This is a genomic window from Methylobacterium sp. 10 (assembly GCF_000519085.1).
Taxonomy (GTDB): Bacteria; Pseudomonadota; Alphaproteobacteria; order Rhizobiales; family Beijerinckiaceae; genus Methylobacterium.
Window position 1 is genome coordinate 4,022,452 of the sequence record NZ_KI912577.1, and the last position, 15,963, is coordinate 4,038,414.

Annotated in this window: 13 protein-coding genes; 3 read left to right on the forward strand and 10 right to left on the reverse strand. The window is 67.2% G+C overall.

Annotated elements, in window-relative coordinates; translation table 11 throughout:
• Positions 1–56: 56 nt before the first annotated feature.
• Complete coding sequence (locus K368_RS0118975; protein WP_027173713.1) at positions 57–593, reverse strand: superoxide dismutase family protein; 537 nt, start codon at positions 591–593, stop codon at positions 57–59.
• Between the two features lie 354 nt (positions 594–947).
• On the opposite strand from K368_RS0118975, the gene K368_RS0118980 reads away from it, so the two are divergent.
• Positions 948–1,622, forward strand: a complete 675-nt coding sequence (locus K368_RS0118980) for a hypothetical protein (RefSeq protein WP_027173714.1) — start codon at positions 948–950, stop codon at positions 1,620–1,622.
• A gap of 129 nt (positions 1,623–1,751) precedes the next feature.
• Here the strand turns inward: K368_RS0118980 and K368_RS27475 are convergent, their stop codons facing one another.
• Positions 1,752–1,985 (reverse strand): GcrA family cell cycle regulator, encoded by a 234-nt coding sequence (locus K368_RS27475; protein ID WP_018043414.1) that lies wholly within the window; start codon positions 1,983–1,985, stop codon positions 1,752–1,754.
• 506 nt (positions 1,986–2,491) lie between these two features.
• The gene (locus K368_RS0118990) at positions 2,492–2,902 is read right to left on the reverse strand and encodes a histidine kinase (protein ID WP_027173715.1); all 411 of its coding nucleotides are present in this window, start codon (positions 2,900–2,902) and stop codon (positions 2,492–2,494) included.
• 248 nt (positions 2,903–3,150) lie between these two features.
• On the opposite strand from K368_RS0118990, the gene K368_RS0118995 reads away from it, so the two are divergent.
• Both K368_RS0118995 and K368_RS0119000 read left to right on the forward strand, forming a co-directional pair.
• The gene (locus tag K368_RS0118995) at positions 3,151–4,719 is read left to right on the forward strand and encodes a glycosyltransferase family 61 protein (protein WP_027173716.1); all 1,569 of its coding nucleotides are present in this window, start codon (positions 3,151–3,153) and stop codon (positions 4,717–4,719) included.
• A 395-nt stretch (positions 4,720–5,114) separates the two neighbouring features.
• Positions 5,115–7,199 carry a hypothetical protein gene (locus tag K368_RS0119000; protein ID WP_027173717.1) on the forward strand — a complete coding sequence of 695 codons (2,085 nt, stop codon included), beginning with the start codon at positions 5,115–5,117 and terminating at the stop codon, positions 7,197–7,199.
• Positions 7,200–7,211: 12 nt separating this feature from the next.
• Here K368_RS0119000 and K368_RS0119005 read toward each other — a convergent pair whose 3' ends face one another.
• The 7 genes from K368_RS0119005 to K368_RS0119035 form a co-directional block, all read right to left on the reverse strand.
• On the reverse strand, positions 7,212–8,303 hold the full coding sequence (locus K368_RS0119005; protein WP_245259616.1) for a PAS domain-containing protein: 1,092 nt from the start codon (positions 8,301–8,303) through the stop codon (positions 7,212–7,214).
• A 432-nt stretch (positions 8,304–8,735) separates the two neighbouring features.
• On the reverse strand, positions 8,736–9,992 hold the full coding sequence (locus K368_RS0119010) for a Zn-dependent hydrolase (protein ID WP_027173719.1): 1,257 nt from the start codon (positions 9,990–9,992) through the stop codon (positions 8,736–8,738).
• 72 nt (positions 9,993–10,064) lie between these two features.
• Positions 10,065–11,096: an ABC transporter ATP-binding protein gene (locus K368_RS0119015; RefSeq protein WP_027173720.1), complete on the reverse strand. Its 1,032-nt coding sequence runs from the start codon at positions 11,094–11,096 to the stop codon at positions 10,065–10,067.
• The gene (locus K368_RS0119020; RefSeq protein ID WP_027173721.1) at positions 11,093–12,154 is read right to left on the reverse strand and encodes an ABC transporter ATP-binding protein; all 1,062 of its coding nucleotides are present in this window, start codon (positions 12,152–12,154) and stop codon (positions 11,093–11,095) included. The genes K368_RS0119015 and K368_RS0119020 overlap by 4 nt, the downstream gene beginning before the upstream one ends.
• A complete protein-coding gene (locus K368_RS0119025) occupies positions 12,151–13,080 on the reverse strand; it encodes an ABC transporter permease (RefSeq protein ID WP_027173722.1) in 930 nt (309 codons plus the stop codon). Before K368_RS0119025 ends, K368_RS0119020 begins: the two co-directional genes overlap by 4 nt.
• Entirely contained in the window at positions 13,080–14,033 is a 954-nt protein-coding gene (locus K368_RS0119030; RefSeq protein ID WP_027173723.1) for an ABC transporter permease, read from the reverse strand. The genes K368_RS0119025 and K368_RS0119030 overlap by 1 nt, the downstream gene beginning before the upstream one ends.
• A gap of 158 nt (positions 14,034–14,191) precedes the next feature.
• The gene (locus tag K368_RS0119035; RefSeq protein ID WP_027173724.1) at positions 14,192–15,805 is read right to left on the reverse strand and encodes an ABC transporter substrate-binding protein; all 1,614 of its coding nucleotides are present in this window, start codon (positions 15,803–15,805) and stop codon (positions 14,192–14,194) included.
• Positions 15,806–15,963: the final 158 nt, after the last annotated feature.

The following is a 15,963-nucleotide window of genomic DNA, read 5'->3' on the forward strand; positions in this document are numbered from 1 at the left end:
GCCGTTCAAGGCATTCGCATCCGCCGGCGGCCCTGCGCCGAGGATGCGATGGCCGGCTACTTGATGACCGAGCAGGCGAGGCGGGCGCCCGCCCCACCGATGGGCTGGCTGGTATGGTCGTCCTCGTTGGCGTGGATGATGAGGGCCGAGCCGTCGGCATCCTTCAGCCCGCCCTCGCCCGTCAGTGGCGTCTCGCTCGACACCTCCGCATTCACCGAGCCATCGGCATTGGCATAGACGTTGGGCAGGTCGCCCTCGTCAGGCCCTTCCGGGTTGAGCAAGCCGTGCTTGCTCTGGTCGTGATTCACGTGAGCCTTCGATTTCTCGAATTTCTCCATGTCCGAGCAATCGGCCACGGCGTGGAAGTGAATGCCGTGCCAGCCGGGAGGCAGGCCGCCGGGCTGGATCGCCAGACGCAGCACCAGGGCACTCGCTCCATCGCGGATGGTGACCGTTCCGATCGGTTCGCCCTTCGTGTTGACGACCTTGCTCTCGTAGGTCTGCGGCGTGGCATTCGCCGCCGGCGCAGGTGCCTGCGCGAGGGCGGGCGCGACGCCGCCCACCAGGGCGAGGACCGACAGGAATCGTCTCATGGCGTTTCTCCTCTCCACGCCGGGGCGATTGTGGAGCTCTGCAAGAAAAATCCCGGCCGCGACCGTGTCCGATGACGATGGCCCGGGCAAGGCTGCCGTCGCGGTCGGGTCGGGTGCCATGTGTGTCGGCCGACCCCGGACGGCAACCGCATCCCCACGCCGATGCAGGTGCGGCGCGGAGCAGCCCCTCGGGTCGTCCTCGCAAACGGAACGCCGGTTAACATAGCATCGTGGACGTCATCGTAAGCTTTCGTTAAGCTGCGTCGTCGGTCCGACGCAACTTGCCGGGCGGCGCGTGCAGAGGTGGATCGCCGATACGCGTCCGATCTCTCTGCACCAGCCTGGAGAGAGTCGATGCCAGTGCGTCTTCATCGGTTTTCGACCATCGTTTCGGTGCTCGGCCTGTCGGCGCTCTGCGCCATGCCGATGATCGATCCCGTTTTCGCCCAGGACGCGACTTTCACCCAGGACGCGACGCCCGCTCCCGCCGGCCGGGCATGGATCGATCCGCCCGATCGGAAGACCGCCCCCTCGCCCGTCCCCGGACGCGAGGAGACCAAGCGGCAGGATGTCCGGAAGGCTAACGCGACGGCCCGCGCCGGGAAGGCGGCGCGAAACCACCGTGACGTGGCTGCCGGCCCTAGGCGCGCCATGGGCATCCGGCATGCGAGCCCGAAGGCGCCCGCCCAGAAAGTCGCCCGACGCACGGTCCCCGCCGGACGCGAGACCATCCGTCCCATTGCCGTCAGGGCACCCGCCAGCCGGAATCCGAGAGACGGAGCCTGGACCGTCCGTGCGTTTCAGCCGAATTACGAGGACACTCCCGGCTATCGCTACGGCTACCTCCCGGAAGAGGTTCCGGCCTATCGTCGCCGGGATGACGAGGGCCGAGATTATCAGGCGGCCCGTCTGCGGCAGGCCCGCGAGGCGGGGTATCTCGTCGTCCGTACCGATGATCCCCGCACGATGCGCGGACGCCCCTTCGAGGCCCTCCGCGAGCCCGAGGATCGAGGCGATTCCGAAGAATGATCGGGTGCCCATCGGGTTTTGGCCTCGACGGTCCCGGAACGGACTTGCGCATGATTCCGTCCATGCGAAAGCCCTCGCAGGCGAGAGCCGGCAAGGGATATCGTGATCGCGGGTGAAGCGGAGGCTGCTTTAGCGAAGGCGGCCGGGGCGTGCCGGTTCGAATACGATGCGGCGGTGAAACGCGCACCAGCTCTTGCCATCCGGCGCAGGCGCACCACAACAGACTGCACGATCGTTCGGCTCGCCGATGATGAACTTGCAGACGAAGGCACCCGACTGTGCGAAAGGGACGCGCAGTTCGGCCGACGGTTCGGCAATGGCGTCAGCATCGCCGATCTGTGACAGGCGAACGAGTTGATTCATGTAAAACGTACTCGCAGGATCTGCGTCTCTGGCGGGCGCGCGCCCGGTGGGACCGTGGATTGAAATCCGCCGTATGAACGGTCCTTCGGCCCCGAGGCACGACCGTGCCCCTGCTGCTTCCGATCCGCCCCGCGACTTCATGGGAAGCCACGATACGACGCTGTCATGATGTTACTGTATCTAGGGATCCTTCGCCCTTAAACAAGTCTCCACGCATCAACGTGCTGCAGCGCACAGAATCTGGCGTCTTTTGGCGTGGTTCGAGGTGAAGTTCGCCGCTTCTAGCGCCGAATCTCTTTCTTTTTTGAGAATGCCGGCTACCCAAATCGCCCGTCGCTGGTTGACGCCGCGCAGTGATTCGCTGGCCGCACGGGCCTACGAGCGTCTCGGGCTCCCCCGCTCGCGCTGACACGACAAAAAACCCCACGCGCCGGCCGGCGCATGGGGTCTGTTTTTGTTCGAAACCGTGTTCCGGCCCGCTCGCGGCGAGGGCGGTCCCTGCCGGCTTACTTGATCAGCTTGACCAGGGCCTTGCCGGCCGGGGTCTTCAGCTCGGCGGCATCGAGGGTGCCGTCGTTGTCCGGATCGGCCGCCTTGAAGCGGGACTCGACCAGGGCGAGGTACTCTTTCTTGTCGAGGGTGCCGTCCTTGTCCGGATCGGCTTCCGCGATCACCTTCTTGCCGCCACGACCCTTGAGCTCCTTGGCGTCGAGGGTGCCGTCCTTGTCACCTTCGAGGGCGTCGAACTTGGCGCTCGCGACGGCCTGGACTTCCTTCAGGTCGATCGTGCCGTCATTGTCGGTGTCGATCATCGAAATGATCTTGTTGCCCTTGGCGGAAGCCGGGGTGGCGACGGCGAAGGGCACGGCCAGGGCGGCGATGGCAAGGAAAAGGGGGAGCTTTGACCGGTTGAACATGCGTAAACCTCCTAGTTGCGTCAGCGTTGTGGAACTATCACACGCTTTTGCAGATGCGAAGGTGCCCTGTTGCAGGGCAGTCGCCCGCCTTTGTGTCATCTGTGGATGACAAACCTCCCGATACCGGCACATCGGAGCCCCATCGGCCCGTGCGCGCGACAAACCCCACTGACGAGGGATTGGTTTTTCCCATCTCCTCCATGAAGGGGCGATGTCATTGTAAGCGACGAAGGACATGACCTATCACGATGTTTCAGCCCGTCATGGAAACCGGCCGTCGTCTTCTGAGGCGCATCTGGCGTTGGGCCGTCTTCCGGGGGACGGGATTCAAGTACCGGGATTTCGAATCGGCCTTCGAGCGAGGCGATTGGCCGACGATCCTGACGCGGGCTCGTGATGGCGAGCGGCTCAAGAAGAGCCCGTCGATGATGGGCATGTTCATCCGCGCCGCCGGCGAGATGCGCGACGTCGAGGCGCTGGCCTGGGCCGAAAGCCAGTGCCTGAGCGCGCGATGGTCGCCGCGGGATCGATACGCGGTGAGCCAGAGGTTCCTGATGCTCGGAGAAGCGGCTGCCGCATGGGCGGTCTTCACCGTCGATGCCGCGGTGATGGCTCAGGCGAGATTCGCCCATCAGGCGAAATCGTTCCTCCCCCATACCAAGGATGCCGCCCTCCGGTCGGAAATCAAGGCGGCCATGGCGAAGGCCGTCCTCGCCGGGCCGGCCGCCGCGGCGGGCGTCGTCAAGGCCGCGGCCACAACGATTCGCTTTCCGTTCTCCGGCTCCGGAAAGCGAGCTCAAGGGACCGTCGAGATCCGGTCGAGCGAGCGCACCCCGCCGCGTCATGCCGTCAAGGTCGCCGCTGACATCGAGAGCTTTCGAAATAAGGCCACCCGGGCGAAGCCGCCCGAAATCATCGAGCACCGGGAGGTGTTCGTGGACCGGAACGGCCAGATCTGGAAGGAGGACGGCAGCGTCATCGTCTCGAAGGGAACGCCCATCTCCCGCCTGTCGCGCACGGAGGCGCCCGGCATCGCGACGGGCTTCTTCGCCATCAAGAGCACGCGCGGCATCTATCACTGGCTGGTGGATCGCCTGCCGCTCTTCGCCTGGATGCTGGAGGACGGGGCGCCGGATGCGGCGATCCTCCTCAGCGACGAGGCCCCCTCCTTCGAGAAGGATACCCTGCGTCTGGCCGGCCTGGCCCAGACGGTGGTGGATGTCGGCGACGCGGTCTTCGTCCAGCGCCTGCTGATCGCCCGCAGCGGCATGCAGGGATTCAGCTATTGGGACCAGGTGGCACCCGTCATCGAGCGGGTGAAGCAGGCCGCCCGGGCCATCGCCGCGCAGGAGAAGGTGAGCTCTGGCGATGCGATCTACATTTCCCGCCGCGATTCGAGCCGGCGGGTCATGAGGAACGAGGCCGAACTCGAGGCGCAGATCACGGCGAGGGGCTATGCAGGCGTCGCCCTCGGGACCATGCCCCTCTGGCAGCAGGTCTTCGTCGTCTCATCGGCGAAGCGCATCGTCGCTCCTCACGGGGCGGGGTTGGCGCATCTCGTCTTCTCGGAGCCCGGAACCCACATCACCGAGATTGTGCCGGTCCAGGACGGGACCTACTTCCTGCGTCTGAACTATGCCCGGCTCAGCCTCGTGATGGGGCATCGCTATCGGGGCTGGCTGGAACCTCACCTCGGTGCCATGGACAGTTGGTCCGTGGATGCCCCGGCCTTCCTCGATTGTCTCGACGAATGGACCGGCGATGCGGGGGTTCCCGTCCGAGCGGAGGATGCCGGCGACGGGTCCCGGATGGGATGACGGGGTCCCTGTCCGGCGGCGGATCACGCGATTGTTGGAGGTGCCCCGACGATTGGACGCCCTCATTCCGGCCACGTCGTTGCAGCAAGGGCTTCGTTCATGAGAGACACCCGCCACCGGCGTGGGGGCCGGGCTCGATCCGCCGGGTCGATGCGTTCGACTGAGTGTCGCTGACAGAACTCCCGCTGCGCCGTCGTGCTCGGATTGAAAACCGACCGTGGCCAGGAGTTCTGTGAGGCACTCTAAGCCGTTCTCGAGGCGCGATTTATCGATGCGGGCTGTTGCGTCCTCGCGTGACGCGGCATTAGATTTCGGGCTGGGAGATCGGGATTGGGCGTTCGACCGGGAAGACGTGCAGTGAGGGGCTGTCCACCGGTCTCCGGGCGAGATGGTTCATGCTGATCTTGGAGAACGTCTGGGTCCGGTCGCTCCAGTCGCGGTCGCATGCGGTCCTGTGCGGCCTCACCGGGGTCATCCCTACGAACCGTCGCGTCGGCATCCTCTGCGCCTCGAAGATCGAGCGCCGTGCTTTCAGCGACCTCATCATGGGGGTACGGCAGCCCGCCATCGGCAAGGTGCGGCGCGAGGCGGACATATCCAGCCCCGTCGGCCGCATGGCCGGCATCGTCGCGCTCCATACTCTGAGACGCAACTGCGTGTTCGCGGCCAAGATGCACCGCATCGAGCCGGCGAGCCTGATCAAGTTCGTCGCGTTCGTGGCCAACATCGATGCCTTCATGGACGTGCCCTACAAGCACGTACCCGCCGATATCGCCGTGGCGTTTCGGTACGCCCTGTCCTACGGGTTGCCCTACGAGACTTACTTCGTCGACGGTGACATCCTTCCACCGACGGCCGAGTTCACCGACCGTTTCACCAGCGTGATCAAGCAACGCTCGGCCACGAGCGGCTTCATCGTCATTTCGTCGAACATCGCCCTGGTGCGGGAGTTCTGCGACGTCGTCGGCGTGGTCCAGGCCGACAAGATCGCCCTCTATTCCAATGCCCAGCGGGCCATCCACGAATACATGAGGCTGGTCGACCTCAACAAGCCCGACGTCGATGCCACCGAGACCTTGCTGGCACGGATCCGTCGCGCCCTGAAGCTCGAGGATTGGCCGATGGTGGCCGCCATCGCCACGTCCGAGATGCAGGACGATCCCGATAGCCCAACGGCGATCTGGCTGTATGGGGAACTCGCCCTGTCGCGGGGTGACCGTCGACGCGGCATCGACCTGATCATACGCGCCTGTCAGGCCAACCCCTCCTTCGAGGAGCCGTGGAAAGCGCTGGCGCGCGTCGCCGAGGACGAGCAGGACGAGGAGAGGCTCAAGCTCCTGGCCTCCGTGCTGATCACCAACGGCCAGGGCCGGATCATGCGCATGGCCGCCAAGATCATCGAGCAGACCGGCACCGATGAGGCGGCCGTCGAGGCATGGCGCCGGGTCGCGGCCGCGGCCCGGACGGATGTGGGCGTCCTGATCGAGGCCGGCGACCGTCTGCTCCGCGCGGGTGCGGGGGAGGATTCGGCGCGGATCTTCGAGGCCGCCTATGCGGCCGATCCGACCAATGGCCGCCTCCTGGTGATGCTCTACCGCAGCGAGCTGCTGTTCTCCGACAACGAGCGGTTGGCCGAGTTGGCGGCTCTCATCGTGCGGCTTTACCCGGAGGAGGCCGAACGGGCCGTGCGCCTCGCCCAGCGCGCGCGTCGTCCGGAGGTGAAGGCGATCGAGGATGGCGGCTCACCCGCCCTCCTCGATTCCGCGGCCGAGGAAGCTCTTCCGGTTCGGATCCGGCGCGCCCTGAAACAGCAGGATGTCGCCGCCCTGGCCGACATCGCCGAGGCCGAGATCCAGCGGGAGGCGGACGGCGCCACCGGCATCTGGCTTCTCGGTGAGATCGCCCTCATCAAGGGAGACCGCGAGCGCGGCGGGGAACTGATCCTGCGCGCGTGCCAGGCGGATGCCGAGCTGGAGGATCCCTGGAAGACCCTGGGTCGTCTCGCGGAGGAGGAAAAGAGCGAGGAGCGCCTCAGCTATTACGTCTCCGCGCTGATGACCAACGGTCAGGGCCGAATTCGCCGGCTGGCCGCCAAGGCGCTCGAGCCCACGGGCGACGAGGAATCCATCCTCGCGGCGTGGCGTGCCGTCGCCCATGTGGCCGGCGCGGATCTCGGCCTGGTGCTGGAGGCGGGTGATCGACTGTTCCGCTATGGCGCCGCCGGCGAGGGGGCTCAGGTCTTGTCACGGGCGCTTCAGGTCGATCCCCGGAACGGACGCGTGCTGATGCTGCTCTACCGCTGCGAACTGACCTTCTCCGACGACGAGCGCCTGATGGCATTGGCGGGCCAGATCAACGAGGTCTCCCCGGCCGAGATCGACCGCGCGATCCGTCTTACCCTGAATGCGCGCAAGGCGGACCTCGGCAAGCGGATGAAGGAGCGGTTCAAGCAGCCCGCTATCAGCGACGCGAGCGCCTGAGCGGAGGCGGCCTCACGCCTCCCGCACGCCGGGCTTGTGTCCCGGATCGAAGGTGAAGACGACGCCCGCCTGTTCGAGAACCTGGCGCACCGCCTGCACCGTGTCGCGCCGCGGACGGATGGTCGCGTCCGGATCTTCGATCCGCACGATGGTCGAGACCGATACGCTCGCCCGCCGTGCCAGCTCGTCCTTCGATAGGCCGGTCATCCCGCGCGCCGCCCGGACCTGTGCCGATGTGAGGTCCCCGCCGCCGCGGCCGATATCGGTCGCGGGTCCGCGGGCGTCCGTGCTCGACGAGGCCGCCTGAAAGCGGCTCTGTCCGGGGACGCTCAGGCACACGCCGACCCATTCCTTCACCGAACCGTCCCGGTTCATGATCGGCACACCACGGGCGTTGAACCAGCGATAGACCCCATCGGCGCAGAGGATTCTGTAGTCGGTGTTGTAGGCCGTGTCGTGGCTGAGGGCCGTGCGCCAGGCGAAGTTCGTGCGTTCCCTGTCGTCGGAATGCAGGACGTCGATCCAGCCCAGGCCCTGGAACTGCTCGTGGCGCTGCCCGGTGAGCGCTTCCCAGAGGGGCATGTCGATCGACTTCCCATCGGGGCTGACGATCCAGACCACCGCAGCTGTGGCCGAGAGCAGGGCCTTGAAGCGATCGGGGCCCTGTTTGGTGGAATGCTTCGCATCGTAGCGGTCGGTCACGTCCTCGACGACGCCGATCGCCTGGCTTGGGCGGTTGCCGGGGCCGAGCACCACTTCGGCATGGCTGGCGATCCAGCGCAGCGTCTGATCCGGCCGGATGATGCGGAACTCGCGCCTGAGCGGCTGGCCCTCGCGCAGCAGGGTCAGCATATCCGTATGCGCGGCACGGTCGTCGGGATGCATCATGGCCTCCACGACGCCGAAGCTCAGGGCGACCGAGGGGGAGAGACCGAGAACCCGATGGAGGCCGATCGATCCGTAGATGTCGAGTTCTTCGAGGTCCGCCGACCAAAAGCCGACATCCGTGGCGTGTTCCATGAGCTTCAGAAGGCGGCGGGAGGGCAACCGGCGCGATGCGCCATCCGACCGTCCGGATGGATCCATCGGCAACCGTGGCGGCATGGTTCTTTCTCCTTGGCTCACGTGCCGCCCAACATGAACGATTTTATGCCAGGATGTTCCAAAACACTATGTCGTTGCGTGTTTTCCTCTTGTCGCACAACCCGCCGCGTGGCGAATCGAGAGCGATTTCAGCGGTTGCCTTTTCGGGGCCCGTCGCCACTCCACGGATGGGCGACGTCATGCCTCTTCCCCCCGCCAATCCGACCTCCAACTCCTCCCCACGAGCGCGACGGATCTCGGGCATGCCCGAGAGCTGCTAGGAAGGAGGGCCGCGCATCTCGCGAACGATGTGAATGCCTTGGCCCTCCTGCGGGATCCTGCTCGCAGGTCACGTGCCGATGACGGGAACCGACGGGGGCGTCGTGGCGGTCTCGCGGTGAAACGGCCGGAGCGGTGCGGGGTCGGCGTCGCCCAGCCGACATGGCGTCCCGCTCAGCCGGCCCGAACAGGTGCGCTGGCGAGGATGAGGAGGGTCTGGAGCAGGACATCGGCGCCGGCGGTGCAATCGCCCTGCGTCGCCGATTCCGCCTCATTGTGGCTGATCCCGTCGCGGCAGGGCACGAAAATCATGGCCGTCGGGGCGAGCGCGGCGATGTTGCAGGCATCGTGGCCGGCGCCCGAGACCATGCGGCGATGGCTGAGGCCCAATCCCCTGGTCGCCGCCTCGACGGCACCCACGACCCCGGCATCGAAGGGCACCGGCTCCTTGCGCCAGATCCGGGTCAGCTCGATCTCGAGTCCGCGCCGGCCGGCGATGGCGCCAAGTTCCTCCCGGAGTTCGCCCTCGACCGCGTCGAGGGTCGCGGCTTTCGGGTCGCGCACATCGAGGGTGAAGCGGATGCGGCCGGGGATGACGTTGCGCGACGGCGCGCCGATCACCGCCTCGCCGATCGTCGCCACCGCCGTGGGGCCGTGGGCATGGGCGATCCGCTCGACGGCCAACGCGATCTCGGCGAGGCCGTTGAGGGCGTCGCGCCGGCGCGGCATCGGCGTCGTGCCGGCATGGCTCTCGAAACCCGTCACCACGCCGTCGAACCAGGCGATCCCCTGCCCGCCTTCGACCACGCCGATGGTGGTCTCCTCGGCCTCCAGGATCGGCCCCTGCTCGATATGCAGCTCTACGAAAGCGCCGATCCTGCGCTCGCCCACCGGCTCGTCCCCGAGATAGCCGATGGCCTCCAGTGCCTGCTTCACCGCGATGCCGGCGGCATCGCGCCGGGAATGGATGTCCTCCACCGTGAACTCTCCGGCATAGGCGGCAGACGCCATCATGGCGGGGGCGTAGCGCGAGCCTTCCTCGTTGGTCCAGTTGACCAGAAGCAGGGGCGCCTCGGTCTCGATGCCGGCATCGTTGAGGGCGCGCATGACCTCCAGCCCCGCCAGGGTGCCGAGGATGCCATCGAACTTGCCCCCCGTGGGCTGCGTGTCGAGATGCGATCCGCAGGCGACGGGCAAGCGCGTCATGTCGCGCCCGCGCCGCAGAGCGAACTGGGTACCCAGCGCATCGACGCGCACCTCCAGCCCCGCCGCCTCGCAGGCAACCCGGAACCAGTCCCGGACCTGACCATCCTCCTCCGAAAGGGTCAGCCGGTTGATTCCGCCGGCCGGGGTGGCGCCGAACCGGGCGGTCTCCATGATCGTGGACCACAGGCGCGCGCCGTCGACGCGGAGATTGTGGGTCGTGCTCATTTGTGTGTCCGTTGTCTCGGTTCGGTCTTCTTGGGAATGGGGTCGGTTCTTCCGCTCTCGGCCTAGGGAGAGCTATGCGTCAGACAACTCCGCCCGCTGAGCCTGGAAGCTGCGCGCCGCCTCGTCGGTCTTCCAGCAGGCGGCGCGATGCCCCGGTCCGGCATCGACCACCGGCGGGTCGCCCGCGCGGCAGCGATCCTCGGCGAGGAAGCAGCGTGGCGCGAAGGGGCAGCCCGGCGGGCGGTTGGCGAGGTCGGGCGGGCTTCCCGGAATGGTCTGCAGCCGGGAGCCCTTGGCGAGCGCCCCGTCGGCGCGGCTGCGCAGAAGGCCGATCGTGTAGGGATGATGCGGGTTCAGCACCACCTGCCGGGCGGAGCCCTCCTCGACGATGCGGCCGGCATACATCACCGCGATCCGGTCGGCGACCTCGACGGCGGCACCGAGATCGTGGGTGACGAAGAGGGTGGAGAGCCCGAGTTCGGTTTGCAGGTCGCGCAGGAGCAGCAGGATCTGGATTTGCACCGTGGCGTCGAGGGCCGTGGTGGGTTCGTCGGCGAGCAGGACCTTCGGGTTGCAGGCGAGGGCGAGGGCGATCATCGCGCGCTGGCGCATGCCCCCCGACATCTCGTGCGGATAGGCGTCGAGGCGCCGCTCCGGGCTCGGGATGCGGACCCGTTCGAATTGCTGCAGCGCGCGGGCGCGCGCCTCGGCCGCGCCGATCCCCTCGTGCTGGCGGATCGCCTCGATGATCTGGCGGCCCACCGTATAGACCGGGTCGAGGGCGAGCAGCGGCTCCTGGAAGATCATCGCCACTTCGCGGCCGCGTAGCGCCGTCAGCTCGCGCCTGCCCATGGCCATCACGTCGCGGCCGGAGACGAGGATGCGGCCCTCGATCGTCGACTTGCGCTCGGGGTTGAGGCGCATGATCGCGCGCAGGGTCACGCTCTTGCCCGAGCCCGACTCCCCGATGAGGGCGATGGCCTGGCCCCGGCCGAGGGTGAGATCGACCCCATCCACGGCGCGGACCCTGCCGCCGAAGGTGACCTTCAGCCCTTGGATGGCGACGGCGGGGCCGGCCGGGGTCTTCGTCCTGGGCTCGTTCATGCTGCGACCGCCTCCGCGGACGGCGCCGCCGAATGGCCGGAGCCAGGCTGGCGGGCGAGGCAGGCGACGCGGTGGATGGGGTCGACCGGAGCGAGGGGCGGAACATGGCTCCTGCAGATATCCTCCACGAGGCTGCAGCGCGGGTTGAAGCGGCAGCCCGGCGGCGGGTCGATGGGGTTGGGCGGGTCTCCGGCGAGGGGCGCCACGGTGGTGCGGTTATCGGGGTCCATGGAGGGCATCGAGGACAGGAGCGCCCTGGTATAGGGATGGGCGGGGTCGGCCAGCACGGTGTCGGCCGGGCCGATCTCCACCACTTGCCCGAGATACATCACCGCCACCCGGTCGCAGATGAAGCGGACGACGTTGAGGTCGTGGCTGATGAACAGATAGGTGAGGTCGAATTCCTGCTTGAGGTCCATCAGCAGGTTGAGCACCTGCGCCTCCACGGATTTGTCGAGGGCCGAGACAGCCTCGTCGAGGACCACGAGGCGCGGCTCCAGCGCCAGGGCGCGGGCGATGTTCACGCGCTGGCGCTGGCCGCCGGAGAGCTCGTGCGGATAGCGGGCGGCGAAACGCGCCGGTTCCAGGCCGACGCGCGCAAGCAGGCTGCGCGCCCGCTCGATGGCCTGGCGCCTGGGCACGCCGTGGACCCGTGGTCCGAAGGCGATGGACCCCTCGATGGTCATGCGCGGGTTGAGCGACGAGTAGCTGTCCTGGAACACCATCTGAGCCTGGGCGCGGAACTCGCGCAGGGGCAGTGCCCGACTGCCGATGCGCTCGCCGTCGAACAGCATCTCGCCCTTGTCGTGCTGGGTCAGGCCCATGATGAGACGGGCGGTGCTGGACTTGCCGCAGCCGGATTCGCCGACGACCCCCAGGGTCTCGCCCTTCTTGATGTCGAAATCGACGCCGTCCACAGCGCGCACGACGGCCTTTTTGCCGCCGATCCCCTTCTTGACCGGAAAGTGCTTCACCAGCCCCTCGACGGTGAGGAGCGGCTGGCCCGGCCCGCCCCGGTCGCGGGAGGAGGTCGGGCTCGACGCGATGGGCGTGCTCATGACTTCACTTCCATTGCCGAACGCAGGCCGTCCGAGAACAGGTTGAACGAGATCGAGACGATGAAGATGGCAAGGCCCGGAAGTGCCGCGACCATGGGGTTCACGTAGATCGCGGTACGCAGGGTGTTGAGCATCAGGCCCCATTCCGGCTCCGGCGGCTTCACGCCGAGGCCGAGGAAGGAGAGGCCCGAGGCCAGGATCATCGACACGCTGATGAGGCTGGTGGAATAGACGAAGATCGGTCCGAGCACGTTGCCGAGCACCTGCGCGCGCAGGATCGTCAGCGTCGAGGCGCCGGACAAGCGGGCGGCGTCGACATAGTCGCGTGAGCGGATCTGCGTCGTCACGCTCTCGGCCACCCGAGCAATCTGGGGCGTGAACACGCAGGTCAGCGAGACGATGGAGTTGAACACGCCCGCCCCCAGCGCGCCCGAGAGCGCGATGGCCAGAAGCACCGAGGGGAAGGCGAAGAACACGTCGACGGTGCGCATGAGCACGGTATTGAGCCAGCCGCCCACGTAGCCGGCGAGGATGCCGATGCTGGAGCCGAGGAGGAAGGCGAGGATCACCGGCGTGACGCCGATGAACAGGGAGAGGCGCCCGCCCACCATCAGGCGGCTCAGCATGTCGCGCCCGAGCTCGTCCGAGCCGAGAAGGTAGGTGGCGTCGCCCACGGGCTTGAGCCGCCGCACCATCGAGCCGCGATACGGGTCCATGGGCGTGATCCACGGCGACAGCAGCGCGATGGCGACGATGGCGAGGATCACGAAGGCCGCGGTCATCGCCACCGGATCGCGCAGGAGCTTGGCCAGCACGTTGCCCCAGAAGCCGCGCGAGGCGATGAAGGCCTCCGGCGTCGAGGTGAGCGGCGGCGCCCCCCCGGCGATGTCGATGGCCGATACGGCCGGACTGGTCCCGAGTGCCATCAGCCCCTCTCGATGCGCGGGTCGAGCGCCGTCTGCACGACGTCGACGATGAGGTTGAGGGCGACGAAGAACATCGCCAGCACGAGGATGGCCCCCTGCAGCAGCGGCAGGTCGCGCTGGAAGATCGCGGCGTTGAGGAGGAATCCGGTGCCGGGCCAGGCGAACACCGTCTCGATCAGGATCGAGCCGCCGAGCAGGTAGCCGAGCTGCAATCCCATGATCGCGAGAGCGGTGGGGGCGGCGTTCTTCACGACGTGCTTGAACACGCCGAACTCGGAGAGGCCTTTGGCCCTGAGCGCGCCGACGAAATCCTGCGAGAGGATGTCGCCCACCAGCGCCCGGACGGTGCGGGCGATGACGCCCATCGGGATTACCGACATCGTGATGGCGGGCAGGATGATGTAGCGCAGGTGCTCGAGGTCCGGCTTCCAGTTGCCCGACCCGTCGGGGCCGGCGCCGGTGGAGGGCAGCCAGCCGAGCTGGGCCGAGAACACGATCACCAGGACCATGCCGAGCCAGTAATGCGGCACGCTCACCCCGAAGACCGAGATGGCGGAGGCCGCTCGGTCGAGGGCGGAATCGCGGAAGTAGCCGGCGACGAAGCCGAACAGGCAGCCGAAGGTGAAGCCGATCAGGGTCGCCACGGAGGCCAGGATCAGGCTGTTCACGACGGCGCGCCCGACTTCGCTCAGCACCGGCCTGCCGGTGGCGATGGACGTGCCGAGATCGCCGTGGAGCACCTTCCACAACCACAGGGCGTACTGGACCGGCATCGGCTTGTCGTAGCCGTATGCGATCCGCATGGCGTCGATGGTTTCCTGGGTGGCGTCCACCGGCAGGATGGCGCTGAGGGGATCGCCGGGGGCCAGATGCACCAGCAGGAAGCAGACGATGCTCACCCCGAGCGCCACCGGGGTGACGGTGAGGAGGCGTTGGAGGATGAAGCTCAGCATGGGAGCATCCGGAGGACCTCAATCGAGTGTGGCGGCTCTCCTCCCCCTTGTGGGAAGGAGTGGTAGGTGGGGGTGGTCGGGCGACCCTCCTGCCGGGGAGGTTGGCGGGGCCACCCCCACCCTCGGTCCCTCCCCACAAGGGGGAGGGAGGATGCGTCTCACTTACCGACCGTGATGGGCGAGAAGTCCTGATACCAATTCTGGGCCTGGACGAAGCCCTTCACCTTTGGGCTCATGGCGCGGGGGTTGGTGTCGTGGGCGACCATGAGGAACAGCGCCTCGTCGACGTATTTCTCGTGGACCTTCTGCAGCACCTTGATCTGCTCGGCCGGATCGAAGGTCGTGCGGATCTGGTCGAACAGCTTGTCCATCTCGGGGTCGCAGTAATGGCCCCAGTTCGTGCCGTTGGGGGCCGCGAGATTGCACTGGAGGTGGCGGATGAAGCCGGTGAAGGGGTCCTGGATGAAGTAGGAGAAGTTCATCCCCGTGGCGCCGCGCGACACGTCGGCCTTCGAGCCGGCCCGCCACAGGTTGATGAGCGCGTTCCACTCGACGACTTCGAAATTCACCTTGATCCCGATATCGGCGAGGTTCTGCTGGATCAGCTCGTTCATCGGCAGGGGCTGCATCTGGCCCGAGCCCGAGGGCGCGATGAGGATCTTCGTGACGATGGGCTTGTTCGGGCCGTACCCGGCCTCGGCCAGGAGCTTCTTGGCCGCGTCGGGGTCGTAGGTCGGCTTGAAGGTCGGCGAGCCGAACCAGGCCGAGCCCGGCGGCATGAAGCCCTGCGCCGGGATCATCAGGCCGCTGAGCATCTCCTTCATGCCCTCGCGGTCGACAGCAAGGTTGGCGGCCTTGCGCACGCGGATGTCGTTCCACGGCGAACCCTCGGCCCGCGACAGGTGCCAGGTCCAGTTATGCGGATAGGCATTGGTGACGATGTTGAACCCGGCCCCCTTGAGGGAGGCGATGGCGTCCGGCGGCGGGGCCTCGATCCAGTCGACCTGGCCCGAGCGCAGGGCCGCGACGCGGGCATTGGCCTCCGGCAGGGGCACCAACACCAGCTTATCGAGCTTGGGCACCCGCGCCTTGTCCCAATACTCGGCGTTGGGCGCCATCTCGGCGCGCTCGCGCGGGGCGAACAGGGTCAACTTCCAGGGGCCGGTCCCGGACGGGGTCTTGGCGAAAGCGTCCCAGCTCTTGCCCAGCTTCTCCCACTGCGCCGGCGAGGACATCATGATCCAGGCGATCTGGTAGGGCAGCGTCGCGTCCGGCGCCTTGGTGGTGATCTCCACCGTCATCGGATCGACCACGCGGTAGCTGGCGACGCCGGGGATGCGCGACCGCCCCTGCGCCGATTGGCGCGGATCGAATTGCGGCGCGTCGTTCTTGAGGAGCTTGTCGAAGTTCCACACCACCGACTCGGCGGTGAAGGCCGACCCGTCGTGGAAGGTGACGCCGGGGCGCAGCTTGAAGATCCACTTGGTCTTGTCGGCGGCATCCACCTCCCAGGAAGTGGCGAGGCCCGGGGTCAGGTCGGAGGGCTTGGTCGCGCTCGACAGGTCCCAGTTGATGAGCCCGTCGTAGACCGTGTAGCCGGTGAAGCGCATGCCCTCGCCGCCATTGTCCGCCTGTCCCGTGGTGAGCGGGATGTCCGACGCGGTCATGCCGATCCGCAGCGTTCCCTGTGCCCAGGCGGATGGCGCCAGGCTGCCGGCGACCAGCGCCGCGGCCACGAGTCCGACGCGAAGATTTTGTGCCAAGCCTCTCATCGTGTTGTGCTTTTCCTCAGTCGACCGATGATCGGCAAAATTGCCGGTGTCCGGACCTCCTATGCAAGGCGCCGGCCAGACTGGACTGTTTCCAACCCCGACCGGTGAAAATGCATACGAAATCCAGCGCGGCCGGGCGGGTCGCCATGCGCTGGGGG